The organism is Streptomyces sp. NBC_00335 (assembly GCF_036127095.1).
Lineage (GTDB): Bacteria > Actinomycetota > Actinomycetes > Streptomycetales > Streptomycetaceae > Streptomyces.
On record NZ_CP108006.1, the window covers coordinates 5,815,765 to 5,838,694 of the forward strand.

A 22,930-nucleotide genomic window follows, 5' to 3' on the forward strand; every position below is an offset into this window, starting at 1 on the left:
GGCACTGGGTGCCACCCTTTCTGCGTTCAAGTATTGAACGCAAATGTATCGATGATCGCTCATCGGAGCGGAAACAAGCCCCAGTGGGCACCTTGGTCTTCGGGACCTGAAAGGTCTTCGTGTGTTCTGGCTACTCACCAGTTACATTCGATTGGCTGGCACCCAGGTGGTTACGGCCGTATGACCGCCAAGTGGACGTACCCATAAGCCTTCGATCTGGGTATGTTCCTGGCCGTCAGGGCAGCCACCGAGCCTCGAGGAGTCGAGACCCGTGTCGGAAAACAAAGATCAGAAGCTCGTCTACGACTTCACGGAGGGCAACCGCGACCTCAAGGACCTTCTCGGCGGCAAGGGTGCCAACCTCGCCGAGATGACCAACCTGGGTCTGCCGGTCCCTCCCGGCTTCACCATCACCACCGAGGCCTGCAAGGTCTACCTCGACAGCGGCGAGGCCCCGGCCGAGCTGCGCGAAGAGGTCAGCGCGCACCTCGCCGCCCTCGAGGCGAAGATGGGCAAGAAGCTCGGCCAGTCGGACGACCCGCTGCTGGTCTCCGTGCGTTCCGGCGCCAAGTTCTCGATGCCGGGCATGATGGACACGGTCCTCAACATCGGCCTCTCCGACGAGTCCGTCACCGGCCTCGCCACCCAGGCCGGTAACGAGCGCTTCGCGTGGGACTCGTACCGCCGCCTGATCCAGATGTTCGGCAAGACCGTCCTCGACGTGGACGGCGAGCTGTTCGAGGAGGCCCTCGACGAGGCCAAGGCCGCCAAGAAGGTCACCGTCGACACCGACCTCGACGCCGCCGACCTGAAGAAGCTGGTCACCCGCTTCAAGAAGATCGTCGCCAAGCAGGCCGGCCGCGACTTCCCGCAGGACGCCCGCGAGCAGCTCGACCTCGCCGTCGAAGCGGTCTTCAACTCCTGGAACACCGACCGCGCCAAGCTTTACCGCCGCCAGGAGCGCATCCCGAGCGACCTGGGCACCGCGGTCAACATCTGCTCCATGGTCTTCGGCAACCTCGGCCCCGACTCGGGCACCGGCGTCGCCTTCACCCGCGACCCGGCCACCGGCCACGCGGGCGTCTACGGCGACTACCTCCAGAACGCCCAGGGCGAGGACGTGGTCGCGGGCATCCGCAACACCGTGCCGCTCGCGGACCTGGAGACCATCGACAAGGTCTCGTACGACCAGCTCATGACGATCATGACGACGCTGGAGACCCACTACAAGGATCTCTGCGACATCGAGTTCACCATCGAGCGCGGCCAGCTGTGGATGCTGCAGACCCGTGTCGGCAAGCGCACCGCCGGCGCCGCCTTCCGCATCGCCACCCAGCTCGTCGACCAGGGCCTGATCGACGAGGCCGAGGCCCTCCAGCGCGTCAACGGCGCCCAGCTCGCGCAGCTGATGTTCCCCCGCTTCGACGAGGACGCGAAGACCACCCTGCTGGGCCGCGGCATCGCCGCCTCCCCGGGCGCGGCCGTCGGCAAGGCCGTCTTCGACTCCTACACGGCCGTCAAGTGGTCGCGGTCCGGCGAGAAGGTCATCCTGATCCGCCGCGAGACCAACCCGGACGACCTCGACGGCATGATCGCCTCCGAGGGCATCCTGACCTCGCGCGGCGGCAAGACCTCGCACGCCGCCGTCGTGGCCCGCGGCATGGGCAAGACCTGCGTCTGCGGCGCCGAGGACCTCGAAGTCGACACCAAGCGCCGCCGCATGACGGTCGGCGGGACGGTCGTCGAAGAGGGCGACGTCGTCTCCATCGACGGCTCCACCGGCAAGGTCTACCTCGGTGAGGTACCCGTCGTACCGTCCCCGGTCGTCGAGTACTTCGAGGGCCGCATGCACGCCGGCGCCGACGACGCCGACGAGCTCGTCGCCGCCGTGCACCGGATCATGGCCTACGCCGACCGCGTACGCCGCCTGCGCGTGCGCGCCAACGCCGACAACGCCGAGGACGCGCTGCGCGCCCGCCGCTTCGGCGCCCAGGGCATCGGCCTGTGCCGCACCGAGCACATGTTCCTCGGCGAGCGCCGCGAACTGGTGGAGCGTCTGATCCTCGCGGACACCGACGACGAGCGCGAGGAGGCACTCAGTGCCCTCCTGCCGCTGCAGAAGAAGGACTTCGTCGAGCTGTTCGAGGCGATGGACGGGCTGCCCGTCACCGTCCGCCTGCTCGACCCGCCGCTGCACGAGTTCCTGCCCGACATCACCGAGCTGTCGGTGCGCGTCGCCCTCGCCGAGTCCCGCAAGGACGCCAACGAGAACGACCTGCGCCTGCTCCAGGCCGTGCACAAGCTGCACGAGCAGAACCCGATGCTGGGTCTGCGCGGCGTCCGCCTCGGCCTGGTCATCCCCGGCCTGTTCAAGATGCAGGTCCGGGCGATCGCCGAGGCCGCGGCCGAGCGCAAGAACGCCAAGGGCGACCCGCGCGCCGAGATCATGGTCCCGCTCGTGGGCACCGTCCAGGAGCTGGAGATCGTCCGCGAGGAGGCCGACGCGGTCATCGCCGAGGTCGAGGCCGCCACCGGCACCGACCTCAAGCTGACCATCGGCACCATGATCGAGCTGCCCCGCGCCGCCCTCACCGCCGGCCAGATCGCCGAGGCCGCGCAGTTCTTCTCCTTCGGCACGAACGACCTGACCCAGACCGTGTGGGGCTTCTCCCGCGACGACGTCGAGGCCAGCTTCTTCACCGCCTACCTGGAGAAGGGCATCTTCGGGGTCTCCCCCTTCGAGACCATCGACCGCGACGGCGTCGGCACCCTGGTCCGCAGCGCCGTCGAGGCCGGCCGGGCCACCCGCCCCGACCTCAAGCTCGGCGTCTGCGGAGAGCACGGCGGCGACCCCGAGTCCGTCCACTTCTTCCACGAGGTGGGCCTGGACTACGTCTCCTGCTCGCCGTTCCGGATCCCGGTCGCGCGCCTGGAGGCCGGCCGCGCCGCCGCCGAAGCGAAGGGCAGCGACAGCCGCTGACCCTCCGCGGCCCCGATGCCGGGGCCCCATCGACCGCGCCTGCCCCCGGGTTCCCTGACGTCCGGTGGCAGGCGCGTCTATTTCCCCGGCCTTGCCCGCTGTTCCCCGGCGCTCTGCGGCGTTTCACGGCGCCGCCCGGCGTTCCCCCGTGTTCGCGGGCGTTCCCCCGGGCCAGTCTTCGTTCAATGTTGTTCCAGATGCCTTAACGGCAACAGGCGGTGGACGGATCCCCACCCGTCCACCGCCTGTCGCCAATCCGCCGGACACGTCGGCGCTTCCCGGTGCGACCGACCGCCAGGCCCCGCAAAGCCCCCCACGGCCTTCGCGGAGCGTTTCGGTCGCGCCGGAGTGTGCCCGGCGGAGTACAGGATTTCGGTTGTCACACCTCCGCCGAAAGGGGTTTCAACTGTGGCTGAAAGGCCATGGTGACCACGTGTGACGGCGTGCATACTCAAGGGGCGGGGGGATTGCGGTTGCACAGGTGGGGGTTCGGGTGCTGCGTATCCATTTCACTGGAGTGGACCTCGCGCGCGTAAGGATGGCAGGGCGTCCGGATGCGTTGTGGGAAACGATTCTGAGTTTTCACCGCTTACGGGACCGGCGGGATACCCGGCTCTTCGGCGATTGGCGTGCGGAAACACGCACCAGGTTGAATGGTGAAACACGACTTCTCGGTGCGCTGATACCGAGCCGCGGGTATTTCCCCGATTTCCTGACCCCCGTGGAGGGGCAGTACGGGTGGGACGTGGGCCTCGACGCACTGCGCGGGATCCGCCCCGAGCGGCTGCGGCGCGAGCTCACGCTGCTCGGCAGGGGCGTGGAGAGCGGCTCCGGCATGGCCGCGGCCTTCGGGATGCCGGCGGCGGCCGACGGGGGCGCGTACCGGGGCTCCGAGGTCCTGGTCCCCAGGCGGCTGCGGGACTTCATGGAAGGGGACACCGCGCACCTGCCCCGGCTGATGGAGGAGCTGCGCCGGTACCACCGGGCGGCCGTGGAGCCGTACTGGAGCCACATCCAGGCACAGATCGAGGCCGAGCGGGCCGCGCGGGGGCGGGCGCTGCTCGACGGGGGAGCGGACGAGCTGCTGGCCTCGCTGCCGCCGATGCTGCGGTGGCGGGCGCCGGTGCTGGAGTGCGACTACCCCGTGGACCGGGACGTACGGCTGCGGGGGCGCGGGCTGCTGCTCCAGCCCTCCTTCTTCTGCCGGCGCACGGCGGTGACCCTGCACGATCCGGAGCTGCCGCCCGTGCTGGTGTATCCGGCGGCGGCCGAGCTGGCCTCGGCGCAGGCCGCCGGCGGCGATGCGGCGCGGCCGGCGGAGGAGCGGCGCCGGCACCGCCAGCACACCCTGGGCAAGCTCGTCGGGCACACCCGGTCGGTGGTGCTCCAGGCCATCGGCGACGGGGCCACCACGAGCGAGCTGGCGCGGCGGGCCGGGGTCTCGCTGGCCTCCGCGAGCCAGCACGCGGGGGTGATGCGGGAGGCCGGGCTGGTCACCACGCTGCGGCGGGGCAACGCGGTGCTGCACACGGTGACGCCGCTTGGCGCTGCGCTGCTGAAGGGTGGGGCCGTGGTGTCGTGACGCGCCGCACCCCGGCGGGTTCGTGACCCGTCGGGGTGCGGCCGGTGGTGCCGTGCGGCGCCGTTGCCGGGGGCTCCGCCCCCCGACCCCCGAGCCTCAAACGCCGGGGGGCTGGAGTTGGGCTCGGCCGGTGGGTCGGTCAGGTGCGGAAGGGGCCCGTGACCTCGTACGTGATGCCGCCCGTCGAGCTGCCGCTCGTGCCGCGCTGGCTGCTGAAGTAGAGGCGGTTGCCGGCGGGGGAGAAGGCGGGGCCGGTGATCTCCGAGGAGGACTGGCCGGTGACCCGGAGGAAGGGGGCGACGATGTCGTCCGGGGTGATGACGCAGATCTCCAGGTTGCCGCCGTCCTCGGCGATGTACAGGTCGCCGTACGAGGAACCCGTGACGTTGTCGACGCCCGTCAGGGGGGCGTTGCCGCCGGGGACCAGGGAGTCGTCGTAGGCGAGCTCGTAGGTGCTGTTCGCGAGGTTGAGCTGCCAGACCCGGTTGTCGCCCTTGGTGGTGAACCAGACCGTGTCGTTGGCGTAGTGGCAGCCCTCGCCGCCGTTGAACTTCTTCGAGCCCGAGACCTGGGTGCGCGTGGTGGTCGGCGAGCCGTCCGGGTCCGGGACGTTGGCCCAGGTGAAGGAGCCGGAGGTGGCGGTGCCGGCCTTGAGGACCTGGAGGGTGCCGGAGGAGAGGTTGCCCCAGGTGGTGGGGATGAAGCGGTAGAAGCAGCCGCTGGTCTCGTCCTCGGTGAGGTAGATGACCTGGCGCACCGGGTCGGCGGCGGCCGCCTCGTGCTTGAAGCGGCCCATCGCGGGGCGCTGCACGGAGGCGTTGACCCCGTACGGGTCGGTCTCGTAGACGTAGCCGAGGCTGACCTCCTCGCAGGACAGCCAGGTGTTCCACGGGGTCTTGCCGCCCGCGCAGTTCTGGCGGGTGTTGGAGAGGATCCGGTAGGCGCCGGTGACGGTGCCCGAGGAGTTGAACTTCACCGCGCTCGCACCGCCGGAGGGGTTGATCTCCGAGTTCGACACGTAGATCCAGCCCGTGCCGTCGGCGAAACAGGCACCGCCGTCGGGGGCGCTGTGCCAGGTGTACGAGGTGCCGGCGACGGTCTGGCCGGAGCGGGCGATGACCCGGCTGCTGAAGCCGGCGGGCAGCATGATGCCGTTGGCGTCGGCTGCACCGAGCGCCCCGTAGGGTCCGGCGCCGGGCTGGGCGGGAGCCGCGTAGGCCGCGCCGTGCATCAGCGTGCCGCCGAAGGCGGCGGCGGAGGAGCCGATGACGGCCCCGCGAAGGAAGGTACGACGTTCCACGGTCACTCCTGTGGGAGGAGAGCTCCGCGCCCGGTCGGGCGAGGAGTCACGCACGCGTCGAGGAACTTAGAACCGTCGAGTTGACGTGACGTCAATTCCATATGACACGGGAGCGACCGGCACGAGGTCAATCCTCCCGGAGGGCCGGGCGAATCGGGCGGGCCTGGAATCGGAGCGGCAGCAGACAGGGGGCGGGACGGCGTAATGCGGGACTTTCTGCCCTGGGGAGGAGGCCGGTGCGGGAGGATGGTGGAGTGATGACCCCCCATGCCGCCGACGCCGACATCACCGGCCGCGCCGACCTCGACGTCGTGCTGCGCCGCTTCTACACGGCGGCCTTCGCCGACCCGCGGATCGGGCCCTTCTTCACCGAGATCGCCGGTACCGACCTCGACGTGCACCTGCCCAGGATCACCGACTTCTGGGAGCGGTCCCTCTTCCGCAGCGCCGACTACCGGCGCAACGCCTTCGCCCCGCACGCGGCGCTCCAGTCGGCCCGCGAGATGACCGCCGAGGACTTCGGCCGCTGGGTGCAGCTGTGGCGGGCCACGATCGACGGACTGCACCGGGGGCCGAACGCGGAGCGGGCCAAGGCCCAGGGCGAGCGGATCGCGCTGACCCTGCACAAGCGGCTGGCCGGCGCCGATGCCTCCCTGGAGAGCGCCGACGGGCTGGGCTTCGTACCGCTGGCGGCCCTGAGGCTGCGCTCGATGACGGCCTGACCTGCACGTTCGTAGCGCGCCGAAGAAACGTCGAAAAAACTTCGCCGGGAGCGATGAGTTCCCCGGGGGCCCGCGGTCTACCTCTCGAAAGCAACGGAACACGCCGAGAGAAGAGAGACCCCCATGTCCTCCACCATGATCTTCGTCAACCTGCCGGTCAAGGACCTGGAGGCCACCAAGACCTTCTGGGGCAAGCTCGGTTACGGCTTCAACGCCCAGTTCACCGACGAGAACTGCGCCTCGATGCCCATCACCGACTCGATCGTGGCCATGTTCCTGACCGAGGCCCGGTACAAGGACTTCACCCACAAGGACATCGCGGACGCGACCAAGACCTCCGAGGTGCTGCTGTGTCTGAGCGCCGAGAGCCGCGACGCCGTCGACGAGCTCGTCGACGGGGCCCTGGCGGCGGGCGCCACCGAGCCCCGTCCCGCACAGGACCACGGGGTCATGTACGGCCGCGCCTTCGACGACCTCTCCGGCCACACCTGGGAGATCATGTGGATGGACCCGTCGATCGTCGAGGGCTGAGCCTCAGACGGAGGTCGCGGCGGTCCGCACCGGGTACGTCCGGACCGCCACCTCCGCGTCGTCCAGGCAGTGCCCCGACTCCAGGTCGAAGCGCTGCTTGAGCAGCGGCGAGGCCACGAAGGCCCGCCCGGCGGCCGAGCCGACCAGCCCGCGCGAGAGCACCTGCGCCCCGGTGAAGGGGTCCCGGTTGCCGATCGCGTACGGGCGTCCCGCGCGGTCGACGAACACGGCGGCCTGGCTCCCGTCGGGCAGCAGCGCCGCCACCCCGCGCCCGGGGGTCAGCGCCGACAGCTCGCACACGGTGAGCCATCCCTCCGCCACCTGCAGTTCCACGGTCATCGGGTGCCTCCCAGGGGCTCCAGGGTCAGCACGGTCAGGTCGGGCTTGACCTGACCGCGTTCGGGGACGAACTTCACGCTCGGGTCGGGTGCGCCGGGGGCGTTGACGAAGGACACGAACCGGCGCAGCCGCTCCGGGTCGTCCAGGGTCTCGGCCCATTCGTCGCGGTAGTGCGCCACGTGGTCGGCCATCAGCGATTCCAGCTCCGCGCACAGCCCGAGCGAATCGCGCACGATCACGTCCCGCAGGTGCTCCAGGCCGCCCTCCAGCCGGTCCAGCCAGGTGGAGGTCCGCTCCAGCCGGTCGGCGGTGCGGATGTAGAACATCAGGAACCGGTCGATGAGCCGCACCAGTTCGGCGTCGGACAGGTCCTGGGCGAGGAGGTCTGCGTGGCGCGGGGTGGCCCCGCCGTTGCCGCCGACGTAGAGGTTCCAGCCGCTCGCCGTCGCGATGATCCCGAAGTCCTTGCTCTGCGCCTCCGCGCACTCGCGGGCGCAGCCGGACACCGCCGACTTGAGCTTGTGCGGGGCGCGCAGGCCGCGGTAGCGCAGCTCCAGGTCGATGGCCATCCGTACGGAGTCCTGGACCCCGTAGCGGCACCAGGTCTGGCCCACGCAGGACTTCACCGTCCGCAGGGCCTTGCCGTACGCGTGCCCGGACTCGAATCCGGCCTCGACGAGCCGGGCCCAGATGCGGGGGAGGTCGTCGAGGGCGGCGCCGAAGAGGTCGATGCGCTGCCCGCCGGTGATCTTCGTGTAGAGGCCGAAGTCGCGGGCGACCTCACCGATCACGATGAGCTTGTCGGGGGTGATCTCGCCGCCGGGAATGCGCGGCACGACCGAGTACGAGCCGTTGCGCTGCATGTTGGCCAGGAAGTGGTCGTTGGTGTCCTGGAGGGCGGCCTGCTCCCCGTCCAGGACGTAGCCGCTCGCTCCGAGGGTGGGGGCGAGCGAGGCGATGATCGAACCGACGGTGGGCTTGCAGACCTCGCAGCCCTCGCCGCCGCGCGCCTCCTCGCGGCCGTGGCTGTCGAGGAGCTTCTCGTACGAGGTCACGCGCAGGGTGCGGACGATCTCGTAGAGCTCGGCGCGGGTGAAGGGGAAGCAGTCGCAGAGCCCCTTGTCGGCGGCCGGCGGCATCAGCTGGCCGATCACCTTGAGGCAGCTTCCGCAGCCGGTGCCCGCCTTGGTGCACTTCTTGACCTCGGGCACCGTGGTGTGGGCGGTGATCGCCTTCTTGGTGACGTTGTGGCAGGAGCAGATCACCGCGCCGTCCGGGAGCGAGGCCGGGCCGAGCGCGACGGGTGCGCCGGCGCCGGCGGGCAGCACCAGCTGCTCGGGGGTGACGGGCGGTACGGAGCCGGTGAGCGGGCGCAGCAGGCCGTAGGAGTCGGCGTCGCCGACCAGGACGCCGCCGAGCAGGACTCCTTCGGCGGAGACGACCACCTTCTTGTAGACGCCCGAGCGGGAGTCGGAGTAGACGACGTCGAGACTGCCGGCGGTGGCTCCGTGGGCGTCGCCGAAGGAGGCCACGTCCACGCCGAGGAGCTTGAGCTTGGTGGAGAGGTCGGCGCCGGTGAACTCCTTCTCGCGGCCCAGCAGGTCGGCCGCGGCCGTCTCCGCCATCTCGTAGCCGGGGGCGACCAGCCCGTAGACGCGGCCGTCGGAGGCGAGCGCGCACTCGCCGATGGCGTAGACGTGCGGGTCGGAGGTGCGGCAGCGGGCGTCGACGGAGATGCCGCCGCGTTCGCCGACGGTCAGGCCGCTCTCGCGGGCGAGCTGGTCGCGGGGCCGGACGCCGGCGGAGAAGACGACCAGGTCCGTGTCGACGCTGGAACCGTCGGACAGCTTCATGCCGCTGACCGAGCCGTCCTCGCTGGTGAGCACCTCCTGGGTGCCGACGCCCGTGTGGACGGTCAGCCCCATGTTCTCGATGGTGCGCAGCAGGGCCGCGCCGCCGCCCTCGTCGACCTGGACGGGCATCAGCCGGGGCGCGAACTCCACGACGCGGGTGGCGAGTCCGAGGCCCTTGAGCGCGCCGGCGGCCTCCAGCCCGAGCAGGCCGCCGCCGACCACGGCGCCGGTGGTGCGGGTCTTGGCGTACTCCTCGATCGCGAGGAGGTCCTCGATGGTGCGGTACACGAAACAGCCCGGGGCGTCCTTGCCGGGGACGGGCGGCACGAAGGGGTAGCTGCCGGTCGCGAGCACGAGCACGTCGTACGGGAACACCTGCCCCGTGCGGGACGTGACGGTGCGGGCTTCGCGGTCGATGCTCTCGGCCGGGTCGTCGAGGTGCAGGGCGATCCCGTGCTCCTCCATGAAGGAGGCCGGGGTGAGGGAGAGGTCCTCGGGGGTGCTGCCGGAGAAGTACGAGGTCAGGTGCACGCGGTCGTAGGCGGGCCGAGGCTCCTCGCAGAGCACGGTGATCCGGTGCGTGGCGGTGGCGCCGAGTTCGGCGAGCGCCTCCAGGTACCGCTGGCCGACCATGCCGTGGCCGATGAGCACGAGGGCGGGGCGGGTTCCGGGGGCCTGGGTGGTGGCCTGGGCGGTGCCCGGGGCGGGCGTGGGCGTGGCTGCGGCCATGATCAGGAGCCTCCGTCGTCGGTGAGCAGGTGGTGCAGGTCGATCAGACCGTGCTGGTCGGTGAGGGGGGCGCCGTCCTCCCAGCTGCGGGCGAGGGCGCCCACGCTGGAGAGTTCGCCGAGCAGGACCCCGCCGACGAGGCGGTCGCCGCGGACGACGACCTTGCGGTAGGTGCGGCGGGTGGCGTCGGTGAGCCGGACCACGTCGTCGCCGGGGAGCGGGGTGGTCTCGCCGAAGGCGGCGAGGTCGAGGGGCCGGTCGCCGCCGGCGGTCAGGGTGAGGCGGGTCAGGGCGCGGGTCCCGTTGTAGGCGGGGTCCTGGTCAAGTCCCTTGCCGGTTCCGAGCAGGACTCCGGCGAGGGCGTCGGCCTGTTCGAGGGCGGGGCCGGCCAGGCCGTACACCCGGCCCTCGTGCTCGGCGCAGTCGCCGACGGCGTGGATGCGGGGGTCGCTGGTGCGGAGCTCGTCGTCGACGAGGATGCCCTTGCGGACGTCGAGGCCGGCGGCCTGGGCGAGGCCCGTGCGGGGGCGGACCCCGCAGGCGAGGACGACGATGTCGGCGTCCAGGCGGTAGCCGACGGCGAGGTCGACACCGGTGACCTTGCGGTGGCCCGGGGCGGGGTCGGCGACCCTGCGGGGCGTTGCGGGCTCTGCCCGGACCCGCTCCTCGAACGCCCGAGGGGCTGGATCTCGGCTGACGCCGTCAGCAGGGTGCGGCTGGTCCGTGGTCGTTGCCAGGCCGCGGACGCGGCATTCCGTGTGGATCTCCACGCCCAGGTCTGTCAGGTGGGTGCGCAGGAGTTCCGAGGCTTCCGCGTCGAGTTGGCGTTCCATCAGGCGCTCGCCCTGCTGCGCCAGGACCACCTGCGCGCCCCGCTCGGCCAGCGCGCGGGCCGCCGAGACGCCGAGGAGGCCGCCGCCGATCACCACCGCGCGCACCCCGGGACGTACGGCCGCCGACAGGGCCAGGCAGTCGTCCATGGTGCGGAACGCGTGGACCCCGGCGGGGAGTTCCCGCCCTTCGGGTTCGAAGAGGCCGCGCAGGGGAGGGAGCACCGGGTTCGACCCCGTGGCCAGGACGAGGGTGCCGTACGGCTCGACCGTGCCGTCGTCGCAGTGCACCACCTGCTCCGCGCGGTCGATCCGTACCGCCCGCACGCCGCGGCGCAGCGCCGGGCCGGGGGCCGGGAGGGCCGTCACCTCCGGCGCGTACCGGCCGGCCAGGACCTCCGCGAGGAGGACCCGGTTGTAGGGGGCGTGCGCCTCCTCACCGAGGACGCGGACGTCCCCGCCCAGCCGGGCGGCGAGCCGCAGGCCGGCGAGGCCGCCGCCGATCACCACCACGCGTTGCTGTTCCGAGGTCATGACACGAGAGTGCGCGGCCGCTGTTTCCCCACGGCATCGCCGTTGTTTCCCCGACGGAACGCCGACCTCAGCGTGCGGGTTAAGCGTCCGTGAGGCGTTCCTCAAGGCCGCCTTAAGGATCACGGGAGGGCCGGGGAGCCCGCCGGAGCGCCCGTAGCGTGGCCGTATGCGAGAGCGAGACATGGCGGTTCGGGTCAAGGGCGGGATGCTCGGCGGGGCGGGGACCGTGGCCCTGCTGTGGGCCGCCCAGGTGCGGCCCTCGGCCCGGCTCGACGCGCTGTTCGCCACCGCCGCGCACCTGTCCGGCCTGCTCGCCGGGTACGGGGTGCTCGTCCTGCTGTTCCTCATGGCCCGGGTCCCCGCCGTCGAGCACGGGGTGGGCGCGGCCCGGCTCGCCCGCTGGCACGCGCTGGGCGGCCGCCACGTCCTGCTCCTCTGTTTCGGGCACGCGGCCTTCGCGCTCTGCGGCTACGCCGTGCACGAGGGGGTCGACGTGCTCTCGGCGGTCCGGGAGCTGCTCGGCTACCCGGCTCTGGCCGCCGCGGCGGCCGGGACCGTCCTCCTGGTCGCCGTCGGCATCACCTCCGCCCGCTCCGTACGCCGCCGGGTCAGCCACGAAACCTGGCGGGGCGTCCACCTGCTGGTGTACCTCGCCGCCGCCCTCGCCTTCGGACACCAGCTCGCCGGGCCCGACCTGGCCCCCGTCGCCTGGTTCTGGGCCCTCGCGCACGCGGTGGTCGCCGTCCTGCTGGTCTGGTACCGCGCCGTGGTCCCCGTACGGCAGGCCCTGCGGCACGCGCTGCGCGTCGCCGAGGTCCGAACGGAGGGGCCCGGAGTGGTCTCCGTCCTCGTCTACGGGGAGCACCTCGCGGAGCTGCGCGCGGAGCCGGGGCAGTTCCTGCGCTGGCGGTTCCTCCAGCGGCGGCTGTGGCACACCGCGCTGCCGTTCTCGCTGTCGGCGCCGGTCCGCGGGAACACCCTGCGCATCACCGTGAAGGCCCTCGGCGGCCACTCCCGCCGGATCCGCAGGCTGCGCCCCGGCACCCGGGTGCTGGCCACCGGCCCCTTCGGGGCGCTCACCGCCGCCCGGCGGACCCGGGCCAAGGTGCTGCTGATCGCCGGCGGGGTCGGGATCACCCCGATGCGGGCCCTGTTCGAGACCCTGCCCGGCGGGCCGGGGGACATCACCCTGCTCTACCGGGCGGGCGCAGAGGAGCACCTTGTGCTGCGCTCCGAACTGGAGGCCATCGCCGCCGAACGGCAGGCCGGGCTGCACTACCTGCTCGGGCCGTCGGGCGCCGCCTTCGACCCGCTGGCTCCGCAGGCGCTGGCCGAGCTGGTCCCGGAGCTGGCCGAGCACGACGTGTACCTGTGCGGGCCGCCGGGGATGGCGGACGCCACGCAGTCGGCGCTGTTGCGGGCGGGGGTGCCGGCGGGGCGGATCCACGCCGAGTGCTTTGGCTTCTGAGCCCGCGCCTGATTCCGGCCCCGCCCCCGTTTCCGCCCCTGCGCCCGCGCCCGCACCCGAGAGGTCGCCGCTCCGTGCGTCACCCGTTGCACGTCACCCTGCCCGTGTCCCTGGCCGCTGCGCGGGGCTCGTCCCCTACCCGCCCTTCGCCCATCCCCCAGACTCCGTCCGGGGGGACCCCCAGCCGGGGCTCCGCCCCGGACCCCGGTCCTCAAACGCCGGACGGGCTGGATTTGGCTGCGGCCGGCCTCGGCCCCTGGCCCGGCCCCGGCCCCGGTTCTCAAGCGCCGGACGGGCTGGGTTTGGTTGCGCCTGGCCTCGGCCCCTGGCCCGGTTCCCAAGCGCCGGACGGGCTGGGTTTGGCTGCGCCCGGGCCTAGACCCGGGCTTTGGGTGCCGGAGCGGCCGAAGGGGCCGCCGTTCGTGGCCGTGGCTGCGGCCCGGCATCGTCGGCCGCGGGTCTCACCGGTGCGGGTGGTGCTGGACGTGCTCGGGGCCGTACCGCCCGCCCGGCGGTTGGCGGCGGGGCTCGGGTTGGCCAGTGTGCTGGCGGCGAGCGTGCTGACGGCGGTGGTGGATCCCTCGGCTCCCGCGGCCCCGGACCGGGCTCCGGCCGGGCGAAGCTCAACCTTTGCGCAAGTTTCCGGGGATTGATGGCCACTGCACCCAACCGCTCCATAAGGTCGGGCCGTGCCTGACATATCGACAACCATGATCATCATGCTGTGCGTGGCCGCCGCCGCGGCCGGCTGGATCGACGCCGTCGTGGGCGGCGGCGGCCTGCTGCTCCTGCCCGCCCTGCTGCTGGGCCTGCCCCACGCCCATCCCGCCACCGTCCTCGGCACCAACAAGGCCGTCGCCATCGTGGGGACCTCCGGCGCGGCAGTGTCGTACCTGCGCAAGACCTCGGTGGACGTGAAGCTCGCCGTCCGCATCGGCCTGGCCGCGCTCGTCGGCTCGATGGGCGGGGCCGCCCTGGCCGGCGGCATCAGCAAGGACGCGCTGCGCCCGCTGATCATGGTGGTCCTGGTGGTCGTCGCGGCTTTCGTCCTCTTCCGCCCCGGCTTCGGCGTCGCTCCCGGAGCCGCCGCCGTCAGCCGCCGGCGCGTCCTGCTCACCATCGCCCTGGCCGGTCTCGGCATCGGCTTCTACGACGGGCTGATCGGCCCCGGCACCGGCACCTTCCTCGTGCTGGCCCTGACGGCCCTGCTCCACCTCGACCTGGTCACCGCCTCCGCCACGGCGAAGATCGTCAACGTCTGCACCAACGGCGGAGCGCTCGCGATGTTCGCGTACCAGGGCATGGTGCTGTGGCAACTGGCCGCCCTGATGGCCGTGTTCAACCTGGCCGGCGGCATGATCGGCGCCCGGATGGCACTGAAGAAGGGCAGCGGATTCGTCCGCGGAGTGCTCCTGACGGTCGTCGGCGGCCTGGTGCTGAAGCTGGGTTTCGAACAGTGGGGCTGACCCGGCACGCGCACGGGCCGGACCGCGGCCGGGGGATAAAGTTGCGGGTGTGCCCCACCTTGAGATATCCGACCTGATCACCGTCACCGATCCGCTCAGCGGAGCGCGGATGCCGGTGCGCCGGGGTGATGTGGTCCGCCGGCTCGACGAGGCGGGGGATCCGCGTGCGGCCCGGATCGTCGCCGGGCTGCCGGCCGGCCCGGACGACGTGCTCGACCCGCTCGCCGTGGACCGGCTGATGATCGGGGTCCACACCGAGCTGCAGCGGCTCAGCGAGGAACTGCGCATCGGGGAACGGCTGGTGCACGTACTGGACCCGCTGTTCGAGGCCATCCGCGAGATCGCGGGCCGCCGCGGCCGGTTCCGCCTGGTCGACATCGGATCCGGTCTCGGCTACCTCGTCCGCTGGCTGGCGTCCACCGGCGCCCTCGGCCCGAACGTCGAGCTGATCGGCGTCGACCTCGACGCCGCCCTCGTCGCCGAGGCGGACCGGCTGGCCCGCGCCGAGGGACTCGACTGCCGGTTCGTCCACGGCAACGCCTTCGACCTCCCGGAGATCGCCACCGTCTACGTCTCCACCGGGGTGCTCCACCACTTCCGCGGGCCGGCGCTCGCCGAGTTCTTCGAGGCGCAGGCCGACTCCCAGGCGCTCGCCTTCTGCCACTTCGACATCGCCGCCACCCGGCTGGCGCCCGTGGGCGCCTGGATGTTCCACCGCGCCCGGATGCGTCATCCGCTCGGCCGCCACGACGGGGTCGTCTCCGCCCGGCGCGCCCACTCGGACGAAACCCTGCTGCGCGCCGCGACCGTACCGGGCATCCGGCCGCTGCTCTACGAGCCCAAGGGCCTGTCCAACCCCTTCTGCACCACCCTGCGCCCGGTCCTCGGCATCCGCCCCTACCTGGAGGACCCGCTGCGCCAGGCCCTCGGGCGTTCCTCCCGGCGGCTCGTGGGCGCGGAGCACCTGACCCGCGGCGGACCGCCGAGGCACGACGCCGCGTCCTGGTCCGCCTCCGGGGCCGCCTCAGGGGCCGGGCGATGAACCCGGTCCTGCCGCTCGCCGCCCTCGGCCTCGTCGACGCGGCGTTCAGCGGCTTCCGCGCCTACGCCGGCCGCGACGCCCGGATCCGCAAGCACCGTGCCGTCCTGCGCGCCTCCCTGCGCGGGCTGGCGGTCGGCGCCGTCCTGCTGCTCGCCCCCGCCCTCACGGCCGGCGCCGTCCTGTTGCTCGCCGAGGACACCGACCGGGCGTACGGGGTCCTCGCCGACGGCGGGACCGGCTTCCTCGTCCCGATCGGGGCCTACGCCCTCGCCGTCGGGCTCTCGCTCGCCGCCTACTTCGCCCTGCCGTACCGGGCCAGCACGCTCTCCATGGTCGTCGGGCTCGGCCCGCTGACCCTGGCCCGTCCGCTGGTCGTGGCCGGGGCCTGCGCCGGTGCGCTCGTCGCCGGGGGCGGCTGGACCTCGCTCCTGGTGGGAGTCGTGGCGGGGGCCGCGGTCCTGTGCGTGGAGCCGTACGTCCACCGCCGCTGGTACGCGTTTCCGGTCTAGGCCCGTCGTAGGACGCCTAGGCCCTCTCTTTCGGGTCCTGCCGGGCCCCGGAGGCCCGGGCCACCACGATGAGGAACAGTCCGCAGCACGTCACGAGCAGCCAGCCCGGCCGGGACGCCCGGGCGAGGCCGTCCGGGCCGGCGCCCGCGGCCAGGGCCCCCGCGACGGCTATGCCGACCGCCGATCCGACCTGGCGGGCGGTGGAGGTGACGGCTCCGGCCACACCGGCGCGGGACGGCGACAGGCCGCCGACCGCGGTGTGGGTGAGCGGGGCGTTGGCGAAGCCGAACCCGATGCCGATGAGCAGGTGGGCCAGCAGGAGCAGCGGCACGCCCGTGTCCGGGCCCAGGTCCACGAGGCAGAGCCCGCCCGCCGCGGTGAAGCCGCCCGCGAGCAGGAGCGGACGCCGCGGCCCGAGTCGCCCCGTCAGGCTGCCGGACCACGGAGCGCACACGGTGGCCCCGAGCGCCATGGGCAGGGTCGCCGCACCGGCCGCGAGCGGGGTCCAGCCGCGGGCGTTCTGCAGATACAGGGTGGTGAGCAGCAGGCTCACGCTCAGCGCGGTGAACACCGCCACCGCGCCCAGTACCGCCGAGGCGAAGGGCGGCCGCCGGAACAGCCGGGGGTCGATCAGGGGCTCGGGCCGGCGGAGCTCGACCCGGACGAAGGCCGTCGCGGCCGCCGTGACGACGGCGTAGCAGGTCAGAGCCGTGGGGGAGGCCCAGCCGATGCGGGGGCCCTCGATCAGGACGCCGACCGAGACGCACAGGGCGGTCGTGAGGAGCAGCTGGCCGGGCAGATCGAGCCGCCGGGCGCGCTGACCGCGGGACTCCGGCACGAACAACGCGACCAGGACGAGCGCGCCGACGACCACCGGGGCGTTGATCCAGAACACCGACCGCCAGCCGAAGGCGGCGATGAGGGCCCCGCCGACGACCGGGCCCGCGGCCATGCTGAGCCCGAAGACGGAAGCCCACAGGCCGATGGCCCGGGCCCGCTCCCGCGGATCGGGCATCGCGTTGACCACGATCGCCAGGGCCACCGGGCTCAGCATCGAGGCCCCGATCCCCTGGACGGCCCGCGCCGCGACGAGGAAGCCGAGCGAGGGCGCCAGGGCGCAGGCGACGGAGGCGAGACCGAAGACGACCAGCCCGCACCGGAACACGCGACGGCGTCCGAACCGGTCCGCGAGGGCGCCGGAGGCGATGAGGAGGCTGGCCAGGACCACGGTGTAGGCGTCCACGACCCATTCCAGACCGCGGGTGCCCACCTCCAGGCCCCGTCCGATCGCGGGCAGACCCACGTTGACGATGGTGGTGTCCACTCCGATGAGGAACATGCTCAGCGCGCAGACGGCCAGTACCGTCCACCGGCGGCGCGCGCCGAGGGCGGGCCCGGGCCCCGCTGCCGTCCCGGCCGGGATCGTCGTGGTCATGGGTCCGCCTTCTGTCCAGGCGGTCTGTCGGCCGCCGGCTTCGGATGTCGGCCCATGCTCCGACCGCGTGGCGGCCGCGGCCCAGGAAATTTGCCGGTACCGCAAAATGGCCCCATGGCCACGGACATGAGCAGGGACGCCGAACACGCCGAACTCGAGCGGACCCTCGACGCCATCGGACCGCGGCTACGGGCGCTGCGGCGCGAGCGCGGCCTCACCCTGGAGGCCCTCTCCGAGGCCACCGGGATCTCCGTGAGCACGCTCTCCCGCCTGGAGTCGGGCAAACGGCGGCCGACCCTCGAACTGCTCATCCCCCTCGCGCGGACCCACCGCGTGGCCCTGGACCAGCTCGTGGCCGCCCCGGTCACCGGTGACGAGCGCGTCCACCTGCGGCCCCGCCGCCGGGACCACGGGAGCGTCCTGGTCCCCCTGACGCAGTACCCGGGCCGCGTCCAGGTCTTCAAGCAGGTGCTCGCGTACCGGGAACCGAAACTGGTGACCCACACCGGCTACGAGTGGCTCTACGTGCTCGCCGGCGAGCTCCACCTCGTCATCGGCGAGCGGAGCCTCACCCTGCGCCCCGGGGAGGTCGCGGAGTTCGACACCGGTGAACCCCACTGGTTCGGCCCCGCCGAAGGCGAGGTGGTGGAGATCCTGCACCTGTTCGGACCCCATGGCGACCAAGCCGTCGTCCGCACCGGCTAGGGCACTGGACCCTGCCCGCCCGTGCGTTCAATACGTACCGGTCAGGTGGGCGAAGACGACCACGTTGCCCTGGTAGCCGGTGCGCTGGGAGAAGCCCCCGCCGCAGGTGATGACGCGGAGCTCGGCACGCGGTGACGACCCGTACACGCGGGAATCGGGGAAGGCCTTGGCGTCGTAGACCTCCACCGCGTGGACGGTGAACACGGCCGTACGTCCGTCGGCGCGGGCGATCTCGATCTGGGCCCCCCGGCGCAGGGCGCCGAGGTGGTAGAAGACCGCGGGCCCGGACGCGTCGTCCACGTGCCCGGCGACGACGGCCGTGCCGGTGGCGCCCGGGGTGGTGCCCTCGCGGTACCACCCCGCCAGGTCCCGGCGGGCGGGCGGCGGCACTTCGAGACTGCCGTCCGCCTGCAGCCCCAGCCCGGTGAGCGGGGCGTCCACCCGGATGGACGGGATCCGGATCCGGGTGGGCGGCGATCCGGGGAGCGCGGCGATGGCCGCGGGGAACCGGGCCTGGGCGCTCAGCGCCTCACCGGGGGAGGGCAGCGGGGGCCGGACGGGCTCGCCGGAGCCGCTGCCGATGAGCCAGACGCCGATGCAGGCGGCGAGTGCGACGAGCCCGCCGCCGCGGGCGCGGGCGCGGCGTGCCTCTGCCTCCATGCGGCCCCCTCGGCTTGGTGACGTGGTGACGTTTTGACTGGCCGTCGCCCGGCCCCGCGAACGGGGGGGACCTCGCGGGGCGGGCGACGGGGGACGGTACCGGTCGGACCGCGGCCGGAGCCGCGGTGGGCGTCCGTCAGTTCCGCGTGCCGCTCGCCCGGCGACGCAGGAACCAGGTACCGCCGACGGCGGTTGCGGCCAGCACTGCCGCTCCCGCCGCGATCTTGGCGGGGTCGGTGGTGGTGGTCGTGCCACCGCCCACCCCGGTGCGCACGTGGCCCTGGGGGGCCCGGTCGTGCTCGGTGACGATCAGGTCGCCGGTGGCGAACTTGCCGTTCGCGCAGGTGGCGCCGATCGAGTGGGTGCCGGGGCGGGTTCCGTGGGCGACCTGGAATTGTCCCACGACCACCTCCTTGTGGGTGCCCGGAGTCAGCTTGAAGCGGCCGCCCCCGACGGTGGAGGCGTCGCCCTCGGCGTGACTGCCCGGGCCGCAGGCCTTCGTGTTCACCGTGACGGTGGTGCCGGGTGCGGCGGACTTCGGCCACACCTCCAGCGGGGCGAAGTCGCCGGGCGCGAAGCCCGCCGTGCCGAAGCCCGACATGCCCAGGTCCGCGGCGGCGACCGCGCCGGCGACCGGGCCGGTGAACGCGGCGGCGGTCAGCGCGGTGGCGGTGAGCACGTGGGCGGTGCGTCGGCGCATGGGGGGTCTCCTGTGGACACGGGGTCGTGTTTCCGAGGTAACCCGGGAGTCGGGGCGGGCGCCTGCTGATGTGGTGTCAGATTGGGGGTGGGGGGTGGGGGCGGTGGGCTGTTGTCGCAGGTGGGAGAGGTGTGGGGGCATTTGTGGGGCCCCACCCCGTCCGGGTGACGGTGGCCTCGCGGGTGCGGGTCGCCGCCGCGGTCGGAAAGGGGCGGTGGGGCCCGAGGGGTTAGGCCGGGGGGAGGGTGAGGGTGGCCGCGGCGCCGGTGGGGGTGGGGTTCGTGAGGGTGACCCGGGCGCCGATGACCTGGGCCTGGCCCAGGGTGATGGTCAGGCCCAGGCCCGTGCCCTGGCCGCGTTCGGTCGCGCCCGTCAGGAACCGCTGCGGGCCGTCCCGCAGCAGGGTCTGCGGGAAGCCCGGACCGTGGTCCCGGACGGTGACCGTGTTCCCGGCGACCGTCACGGTGATCGGGTCCCCGCCGTGCCTGCGGGCGTTGACCAGCAGGTTCGTCAGGATCCGCTCCAGCCGCCGGACGTCCGTGCGGACGCGGGCCGTCCCGTCGGCGGCGCCCAGGACCTGCGCCTCCACCCCCGAACGCCGGGTGACCGCTTCCACCAGCGGCCCCAGGGGGTGGATGTCCAGCTGGGCCACCTCCCGGTCCCCGTCCAGCCGGGCCACCTCCAGGAGGTCCTCCGTCAGACTGCACAGGGCCGCGACCCGGTCGCGCACCAGCTCGGTGGGCCGCCCCGGAGGGAGCAGCTCGGCGGCGGTGAGCAGCCCGGTCAGCGGGGTCCGCAGCTCGTGCGCCACGTCCGCCGTGAACCGCTGCTCCGCCACCAGCCGCCGCTGCAGGCTCGCCGCCATCGTGTCGACCGCCGCGGACAGTTCGGCCACCTCGTTCCGCGTCCCCGGTACGCCCGACGGGCCTATCCGTGCGTCCAGTTCGCCCGTGCTGATCCGCCGGGCCGTCTCGGCCGCCGACCGCAGGTCCTTGCTCAGCCGGCTGGCCAGTGCCGCTCCGCCGATCGCCGCGAGGGTGACGACGACCGCACCGAAGGCCAGCAACTGCTGGTCGAGGTCCCGCAGTTCCGCCTGTTCGGCGGCCAGCGGCTGGCGTACGGAGAGCACTTGGCTGCCGCCGACCGACCGGGCGGCCCACACCGCCGGGTGGCGGCCGTGCAGATCGAGGTAGGTGGTGCGCTGTCCGGCGAGGGCGGCCTGCCGCAGGGGTTCGGGCAGGCTCGGGCAGTCGAGGCGCGCGTCGGCCTCCCCGACCTTGTCGAAGTCCAGCTGGCCCGTGAGCTCGTACACCTGCCGCACCCGGACGAGCTGCGCGAGGGCGCTCTTGCGCGCCGAGTCGGCCACCTGGTTCGCGCGTGCCTCGTGGATCAGGATGCCGATGGTGAGCGCGACGAGCGAGCAGCCGACGGCGAGCAGGACGGAGATCTTCCAGCGCAGGCCGAGGGAGTGCAGGAGCCTGCGGCAGCGGAGCAGGAAGCGCCTCACCCGCCGGCCTGCTTCGTGGGGGCGGGTGAGTCGGGGCCGCTCGGCGGCGGGGCCGGGCACGTGCCGGAGCCCCGGCCGGAGATGGCGTTGCCGAACCTGTGCTCGTCGCTGAGCAGGCTCATCCGCCGGCCGTCCCAGTGGTAGCGGATGTCGTGCGCGGAGCCGTCGTCGTCGGTGGTGCGGACCAGCAGGTCGGTGCCGAGGACCTCGGCGGTCATCCGCCGGCCGCTGGTGAAGAGGATCGGAACGACCTTCCCGCCGGCCGCGGTGTAGACGCTCAGCACCGAACGCCCGCTCTGGGTGTCGGCGGCGAGGATCAGCTCGGGTTTGCCGTCGCCCGTCAGGTCCGCGAACCGGGCCGGCCGCACTCCGGCCCTGCCGGGACCCTCGATCCTCTTCCCGTCGCCGAAGCGCTTCATCGCCTTGTCCGCGCGGAGCACGGCCATCACGTCGACCTTCTCGATCCCCTCCGGTCCCACGGCCGGGCCGCCCTCGAGCGGCTGCGGCGGCGGCACCCGGCCGGCCACCGCCGTACCGCCGGAGCTCGGGGACCCGGTCCACGAGGGCCACAGCGGCTTCGGCCGGGGCTGGGAGATCACGGGCTGCACGACCTCGCCGTGCCCGAGGCCCCCGGGCGCGGCGCAGCCGCCGAGGCCGATGCAGAGCAGAGCGGCTGCGGCGAGGCTGTGGCGGGTCGGTCGATTCATGGGGAGCGGAACCGTCGGGTGGTGGGGGAGGGCGGGGCGCGGGGAGGCAGACTGGCGGTAGACGGAGCCGGTCACGGGGACCGGGCGGTTGTGCAAGGGCGGTGCGTAGGCGGGCTCCCGCGTCCGAAGCCGGGACTTCCGGCCCGGCCGGCGGCCGGTGGGAGCCCGGTCAGCAGCTCAGCCTGAATCGTGGGAGGTCCGCATGACATCGGCCGATCGGCCGGAAGGCCACGCCGAAGGAACGATTCCGCGGGTGGAGGAGCCGGTGGAGTCGGAGAAGCCGGACGAGGCGGATGAGCGGGACGAGCCGGTGGAGTCGGACGAGTCGCAGGAGCTCCCCTTCTTCGTCTACGGCACCCTGCGCCCCGGCGAGGTCAACCACGACCTGTTCCTGCGCGGCCGCACGGCCGCCGAGGAGCCCGCCCGCCTCCCGGACGCGGCCCTGTACGAGGGCCCCGGCTACCCGTACGCCGTGGACCGCCCCGGCTCCGCCGTAGCCGGAGAGCTGATCACCCCGGCCCCCGGGGCGTACGGGGAACTCCTCGCGGCGCTCGACCTGCTGGAGGAGTACGCGGGCCCCGGCCACCCCGCCAACATCTACGACCGCACCACCCGCCGGGCCCTGCGCCCCGACGGCACCCCCGTCCGCGCCTGGGTCTACCTGGCCGCCCCGCGCCTGGCCCACCACCTGGCCCGCTCCGGCACCCGCATCCCGGGCGGCGACTGGCTGCGCCGCTAGTGGGTGTCCTGGCCGCCCCCCCCCCGGCCGTGCAGCGGTACCCGTCCGTGCGGCCACCCGCCCCCCGTGGGCGGGCGTACGCACGGCAGTGAAGGTCCTAGTACCAGCCGGTACACCGCACGGTGCCGGTGCTGTCGTTCTTGGCGCAGGCCCGCATCTTGTAGCCCGCGTCGTTGTAGGCCGGGGTGTGGGTGTCGGTGCCGCTCTGCACGGTGGTCACGCCCCACGGACCGGCCCAGGTGGTGCCGCCGTTGCTGGAACGGTCCACCCAGACCTGGTCGCCCGGGTCGGCGTTGGTGATCCGGCCCCACGCGCAGCGCGAGGACGTGCTGTAGCGCAGCTCGATGACGATGGTGTTGTCGACCTTGACCGTCGGAATCGGCGTGACGGCGTTGCTCGTGGAGCAGGCCAGTACCCCGGTGCCCGCCGCCTGCGCGGCGGTGCCCGTGAGGCCGAGGCCGGCGAACAGTGCGACGCCCGCCGCCATGACGGCGGCCTTCTTGGTGAACTGCATGGAATCCCCCTGTGTGGCGTAGAGGCGATCGGCGCACCGGGCCGGCGTGCCGTCGGTTGAACACCCGTACGGTCCCCC

General features: G+C 73.1%; 20 protein-coding genes. 10 read left to right on the forward strand and 10 right to left on the reverse strand.

Annotated elements, in window-relative coordinates:
- Positions 1-271 precede the first annotated feature (271 nt).
- Positions 272-2,980: a pyruvate, phosphate dikinase gene (gene ppdK / locus OHA37_RS26195; protein ID WP_266909013.1), complete on the forward strand. Its 2,709-nt coding sequence runs from the start codon at positions 272-274 to the stop codon at positions 2,978-2,980.
- Positions 2,981-3,473: 493 nt separating this feature from the next.
- On the forward strand, positions 3,474-4,562 hold the full coding sequence (locus OHA37_RS26200; RefSeq protein ID WP_266909014.1) for an ArsR/SmtB family transcription factor: 1,089 nt from the start codon (positions 3,474-3,476) through the stop codon (positions 4,560-4,562).
- 139 nt (positions 4,563-4,701) lie between these two features.
- On the opposite strand, the gene OHA37_RS26205 is transcribed toward OHA37_RS26200, so the two are convergent.
- Complete coding sequence (locus tag OHA37_RS26205) at positions 4,702-5,862, reverse strand: alkaline phosphatase PhoX (protein WP_266909015.1); 1,161 nt, start codon at positions 5,860-5,862, stop codon at positions 4,702-4,704.
- Between the two features lie 257 nt (positions 5,863-6,119).
- On the opposite strand from OHA37_RS26205, the gene OHA37_RS26210 reads away from it, so the two are divergent.
- Complete coding sequence (locus OHA37_RS26210) at positions 6,120-6,584, forward strand: group III truncated hemoglobin (RefSeq protein WP_266909016.1); 465 nt, start codon at positions 6,120-6,122, stop codon at positions 6,582-6,584.
- A 123-nt stretch (positions 6,585-6,707) separates the two neighbouring features.
- Complete coding sequence (locus OHA37_RS26215) at positions 6,708-7,115, forward strand: VOC family protein (protein ID WP_266909017.1); 408 nt, start codon at positions 6,708-6,710, stop codon at positions 7,113-7,115.
- A gap of 3 nt (positions 7,116-7,118) precedes the next feature.
- Here OHA37_RS26215 and nirD read toward each other — a convergent pair whose 3' ends face one another.
- The 3 genes from nirD to OHA37_RS26230 are packed head-to-tail and all read right to left on the reverse strand — an operon-like array spanning position 7,119 to position 11,400.
- On the reverse strand, positions 7,119-7,454 hold the full coding sequence (gene nirD / locus OHA37_RS26220; protein WP_266909018.1) for a nitrite reductase small subunit NirD: 336 nt from the start codon (positions 7,452-7,454) through the stop codon (positions 7,119-7,121).
- Positions 7,451-10,036: a nitrite reductase large subunit NirB gene (nirB, locus tag OHA37_RS26225; RefSeq protein WP_443046218.1), complete on the reverse strand. Its 2,586-nt coding sequence runs from the start codon at positions 10,034-10,036 to the stop codon at positions 7,451-7,453. Before nirB ends, nirD begins: the two co-directional genes overlap by 4 nt.
- Positions 10,037-10,038: 2 nt before the next feature.
- Positions 10,039-11,400: an NAD(P)/FAD-dependent oxidoreductase gene (locus OHA37_RS26230; protein ID WP_266909019.1), complete on the reverse strand. Its 1,362-nt coding sequence runs from the start codon at positions 11,398-11,400 to the stop codon at positions 10,039-10,041.
- Positions 11,401-11,566: 166 nt separating this feature from the next.
- Between OHA37_RS26230 and OHA37_RS26235 the strand changes: the two genes are divergently transcribed.
- From OHA37_RS26235 to OHA37_RS26250, 4 genes are all read left to right on the forward strand, one after another.
- On the forward strand, positions 11,567-12,868 hold the full coding sequence (locus OHA37_RS26235) for a ferredoxin reductase family protein (RefSeq protein WP_266909020.1): 1,302 nt from the start codon (positions 11,567-11,569) through the stop codon (positions 12,866-12,868).
- Positions 12,869-13,557: 689 nt separating this feature from the next.
- Positions 13,558-14,334: a sulfite exporter TauE/SafE family protein gene (locus OHA37_RS26240; protein ID WP_266909021.1), complete on the forward strand. Its 777-nt coding sequence runs from the start codon at positions 13,558-13,560 to the stop codon at positions 14,332-14,334.
- A gap of 49 nt (positions 14,335-14,383) precedes the next feature.
- Positions 14,384-15,376: a class I SAM-dependent methyltransferase gene (locus OHA37_RS26245; RefSeq protein WP_266909022.1), complete on the forward strand. Its 993-nt coding sequence runs from the start codon at positions 14,384-14,386 to the stop codon at positions 15,374-15,376.
- Positions 15,373-15,885 (forward strand): hypothetical protein, encoded by a 513-nt coding sequence (locus OHA37_RS26250; protein WP_266909023.1) that lies wholly within the window; start codon positions 15,373-15,375, stop codon positions 15,883-15,885. The genes OHA37_RS26245 and OHA37_RS26250 overlap by 4 nt, the downstream gene beginning before the upstream one ends.
- Positions 15,886-15,901: 16 nt before the next feature.
- Here the strand turns inward: OHA37_RS26250 and OHA37_RS26255 are convergent, their stop codons facing one another.
- Positions 15,902-17,320: an MFS transporter gene (locus OHA37_RS26255; RefSeq protein ID WP_266909024.1), complete on the reverse strand. Its 1,419-nt coding sequence runs from the start codon at positions 17,318-17,320 to the stop codon at positions 15,902-15,904.
- Positions 17,321-17,434: 114 nt separating this feature from the next.
- On the opposite strand from OHA37_RS26255, the gene OHA37_RS26260 reads away from it, so the two are divergent.
- Positions 17,435-18,025, forward strand: a complete 591-nt coding sequence (locus OHA37_RS26260) for a helix-turn-helix domain-containing protein (RefSeq protein WP_266909025.1) — start codon at positions 17,435-17,437, stop codon at positions 18,023-18,025.
- A gap of 27 nt (positions 18,026-18,052) precedes the next feature.
- Here the strand turns inward: OHA37_RS26260 and OHA37_RS26265 are convergent, their stop codons facing one another.
- The 4 genes from OHA37_RS26265 to OHA37_RS26280 form a co-directional block, all read right to left on the reverse strand.
- On the reverse strand, positions 18,053-18,685 hold the full coding sequence (locus OHA37_RS26265) for a class F sortase (protein WP_266909026.1): 633 nt from the start codon (positions 18,683-18,685) through the stop codon (positions 18,053-18,055).
- A gap of 136 nt (positions 18,686-18,821) precedes the next feature.
- Positions 18,822-19,385, reverse strand: a complete 564-nt coding sequence (locus tag OHA37_RS26270; RefSeq protein ID WP_266909027.1) for a hypothetical protein — start codon at positions 19,383-19,385, stop codon at positions 18,822-18,824.
- Between the two features lie 229 nt (positions 19,386-19,614).
- Positions 19,615-20,892, reverse strand: coding sequence for a sensor histidine kinase (locus tag OHA37_RS26275; protein ID WP_266909028.1), 1,278 nt, complete (start codon positions 20,890-20,892; stop codon positions 19,615-19,617).
- The gene (locus tag OHA37_RS26280) at positions 20,889-21,599 is read right to left on the reverse strand and encodes a hypothetical protein (protein ID WP_266909029.1); all 711 of its coding nucleotides are present in this window, start codon (positions 21,597-21,599) and stop codon (positions 20,889-20,891) included. Before OHA37_RS26280 ends, OHA37_RS26275 begins: the two co-directional genes overlap by 4 nt.
- A 310-nt stretch (positions 21,600-21,909) precedes the next feature.
- Between OHA37_RS26280 and OHA37_RS26285 the strand changes: the two genes are divergently transcribed.
- Positions 21,910-22,338, forward strand: a complete 429-nt coding sequence (locus tag OHA37_RS26285) for a gamma-glutamylcyclotransferase family protein (RefSeq protein WP_266913103.1) — start codon at positions 21,910-21,912, stop codon at positions 22,336-22,338.
- Positions 22,339-22,435: 97 nt separating this feature from the next.
- Here the strand turns inward: OHA37_RS26285 and OHA37_RS26290 are convergent, their stop codons facing one another.
- Positions 22,436-22,852 carry a DUF2690 domain-containing protein gene (locus OHA37_RS26290; protein WP_266909030.1) on the reverse strand — a complete coding sequence of 139 codons (417 nt, stop codon included), beginning with the start codon at positions 22,850-22,852 and terminating at the stop codon, positions 22,436-22,438.
- Positions 22,853-22,930 lie beyond the last annotated feature (78 nt).

Bases quoted from the DNA above. Each gene is read 5' to 3' on its own strand.
- OHA37_RS26255 (WP_266909024.1), bottom strand. From the start codon at position 17,320: ATGACCACGACGATCCCGGCCGGGACGGCAGCGGGGCCCGGGCCCGCC.
- OHA37_RS26230 (WP_266909019.1), bottom strand. From the start codon at position 11,400: ATGACCTCGGAACAGCAACGCGTGGTGGTGATCGGCGGCGGCCTCGCC.
- OHA37_RS26250 (WP_266909023.1), top strand. From the start codon at position 15,373: ATGAACCCGGTCCTGCCGCTCGCCGCCCTCGGCCTCGTCGACGCGGCG.
- OHA37_RS26215 (WP_266909017.1), top strand. From the start codon at position 6,708: ATGTCCTCCACCATGATCTTCGTCAACCTGCCGGTCAAGGACCTGGAG.
- nirB (WP_443046218.1), bottom strand. From the start codon at position 10,036: ATGGCCGCAGCCACGCCCACGCCCGCCCCGGGCACCGCCCAGGCCACC.
- OHA37_RS26280 (WP_266909029.1), bottom strand. From the start codon at position 21,599: ATGAATCGACCGACCCGCCACAGCCTCGCCGCAGCCGCTCTGCTCTGC.
- OHA37_RS26290 (WP_266909030.1), bottom strand. From the start codon at position 22,852: ATGCAGTTCACCAAGAAGGCCGCCGTCATGGCGGCGGGCGTCGCACTG.
- OHA37_RS26235 (WP_266909020.1), top strand. From the start codon at position 11,567: ATGCGAGAGCGAGACATGGCGGTTCGGGTCAAGGGCGGGATGCTCGGC.
- OHA37_RS26260 (WP_266909025.1), top strand. From the start codon at position 17,435: ATGGCCACGGACATGAGCAGGGACGCCGAACACGCCGAACTCGAGCGG.
- nirD (WP_266909018.1), bottom strand. From the start codon at position 7,454: ATGACCGTGGAACTGCAGGTGGCGGAGGGATGGCTCACCGTGTGCGAG.
- OHA37_RS26210 (WP_266909016.1), top strand. From the start codon at position 6,120: ATGACCCCCCATGCCGCCGACGCCGACATCACCGGCCGCGCCGACCTC.
- OHA37_RS26265 (WP_266909026.1), bottom strand. From the start codon at position 18,685: ATGGAGGCAGAGGCACGCCGCGCCCGCGCCCGCGGCGGCGGGCTCGTC.
- OHA37_RS26270 (WP_266909027.1), bottom strand. From the start codon at position 19,385: ATGCGCCGACGCACCGCCCACGTGCTCACCGCCACCGCGCTGACCGCC.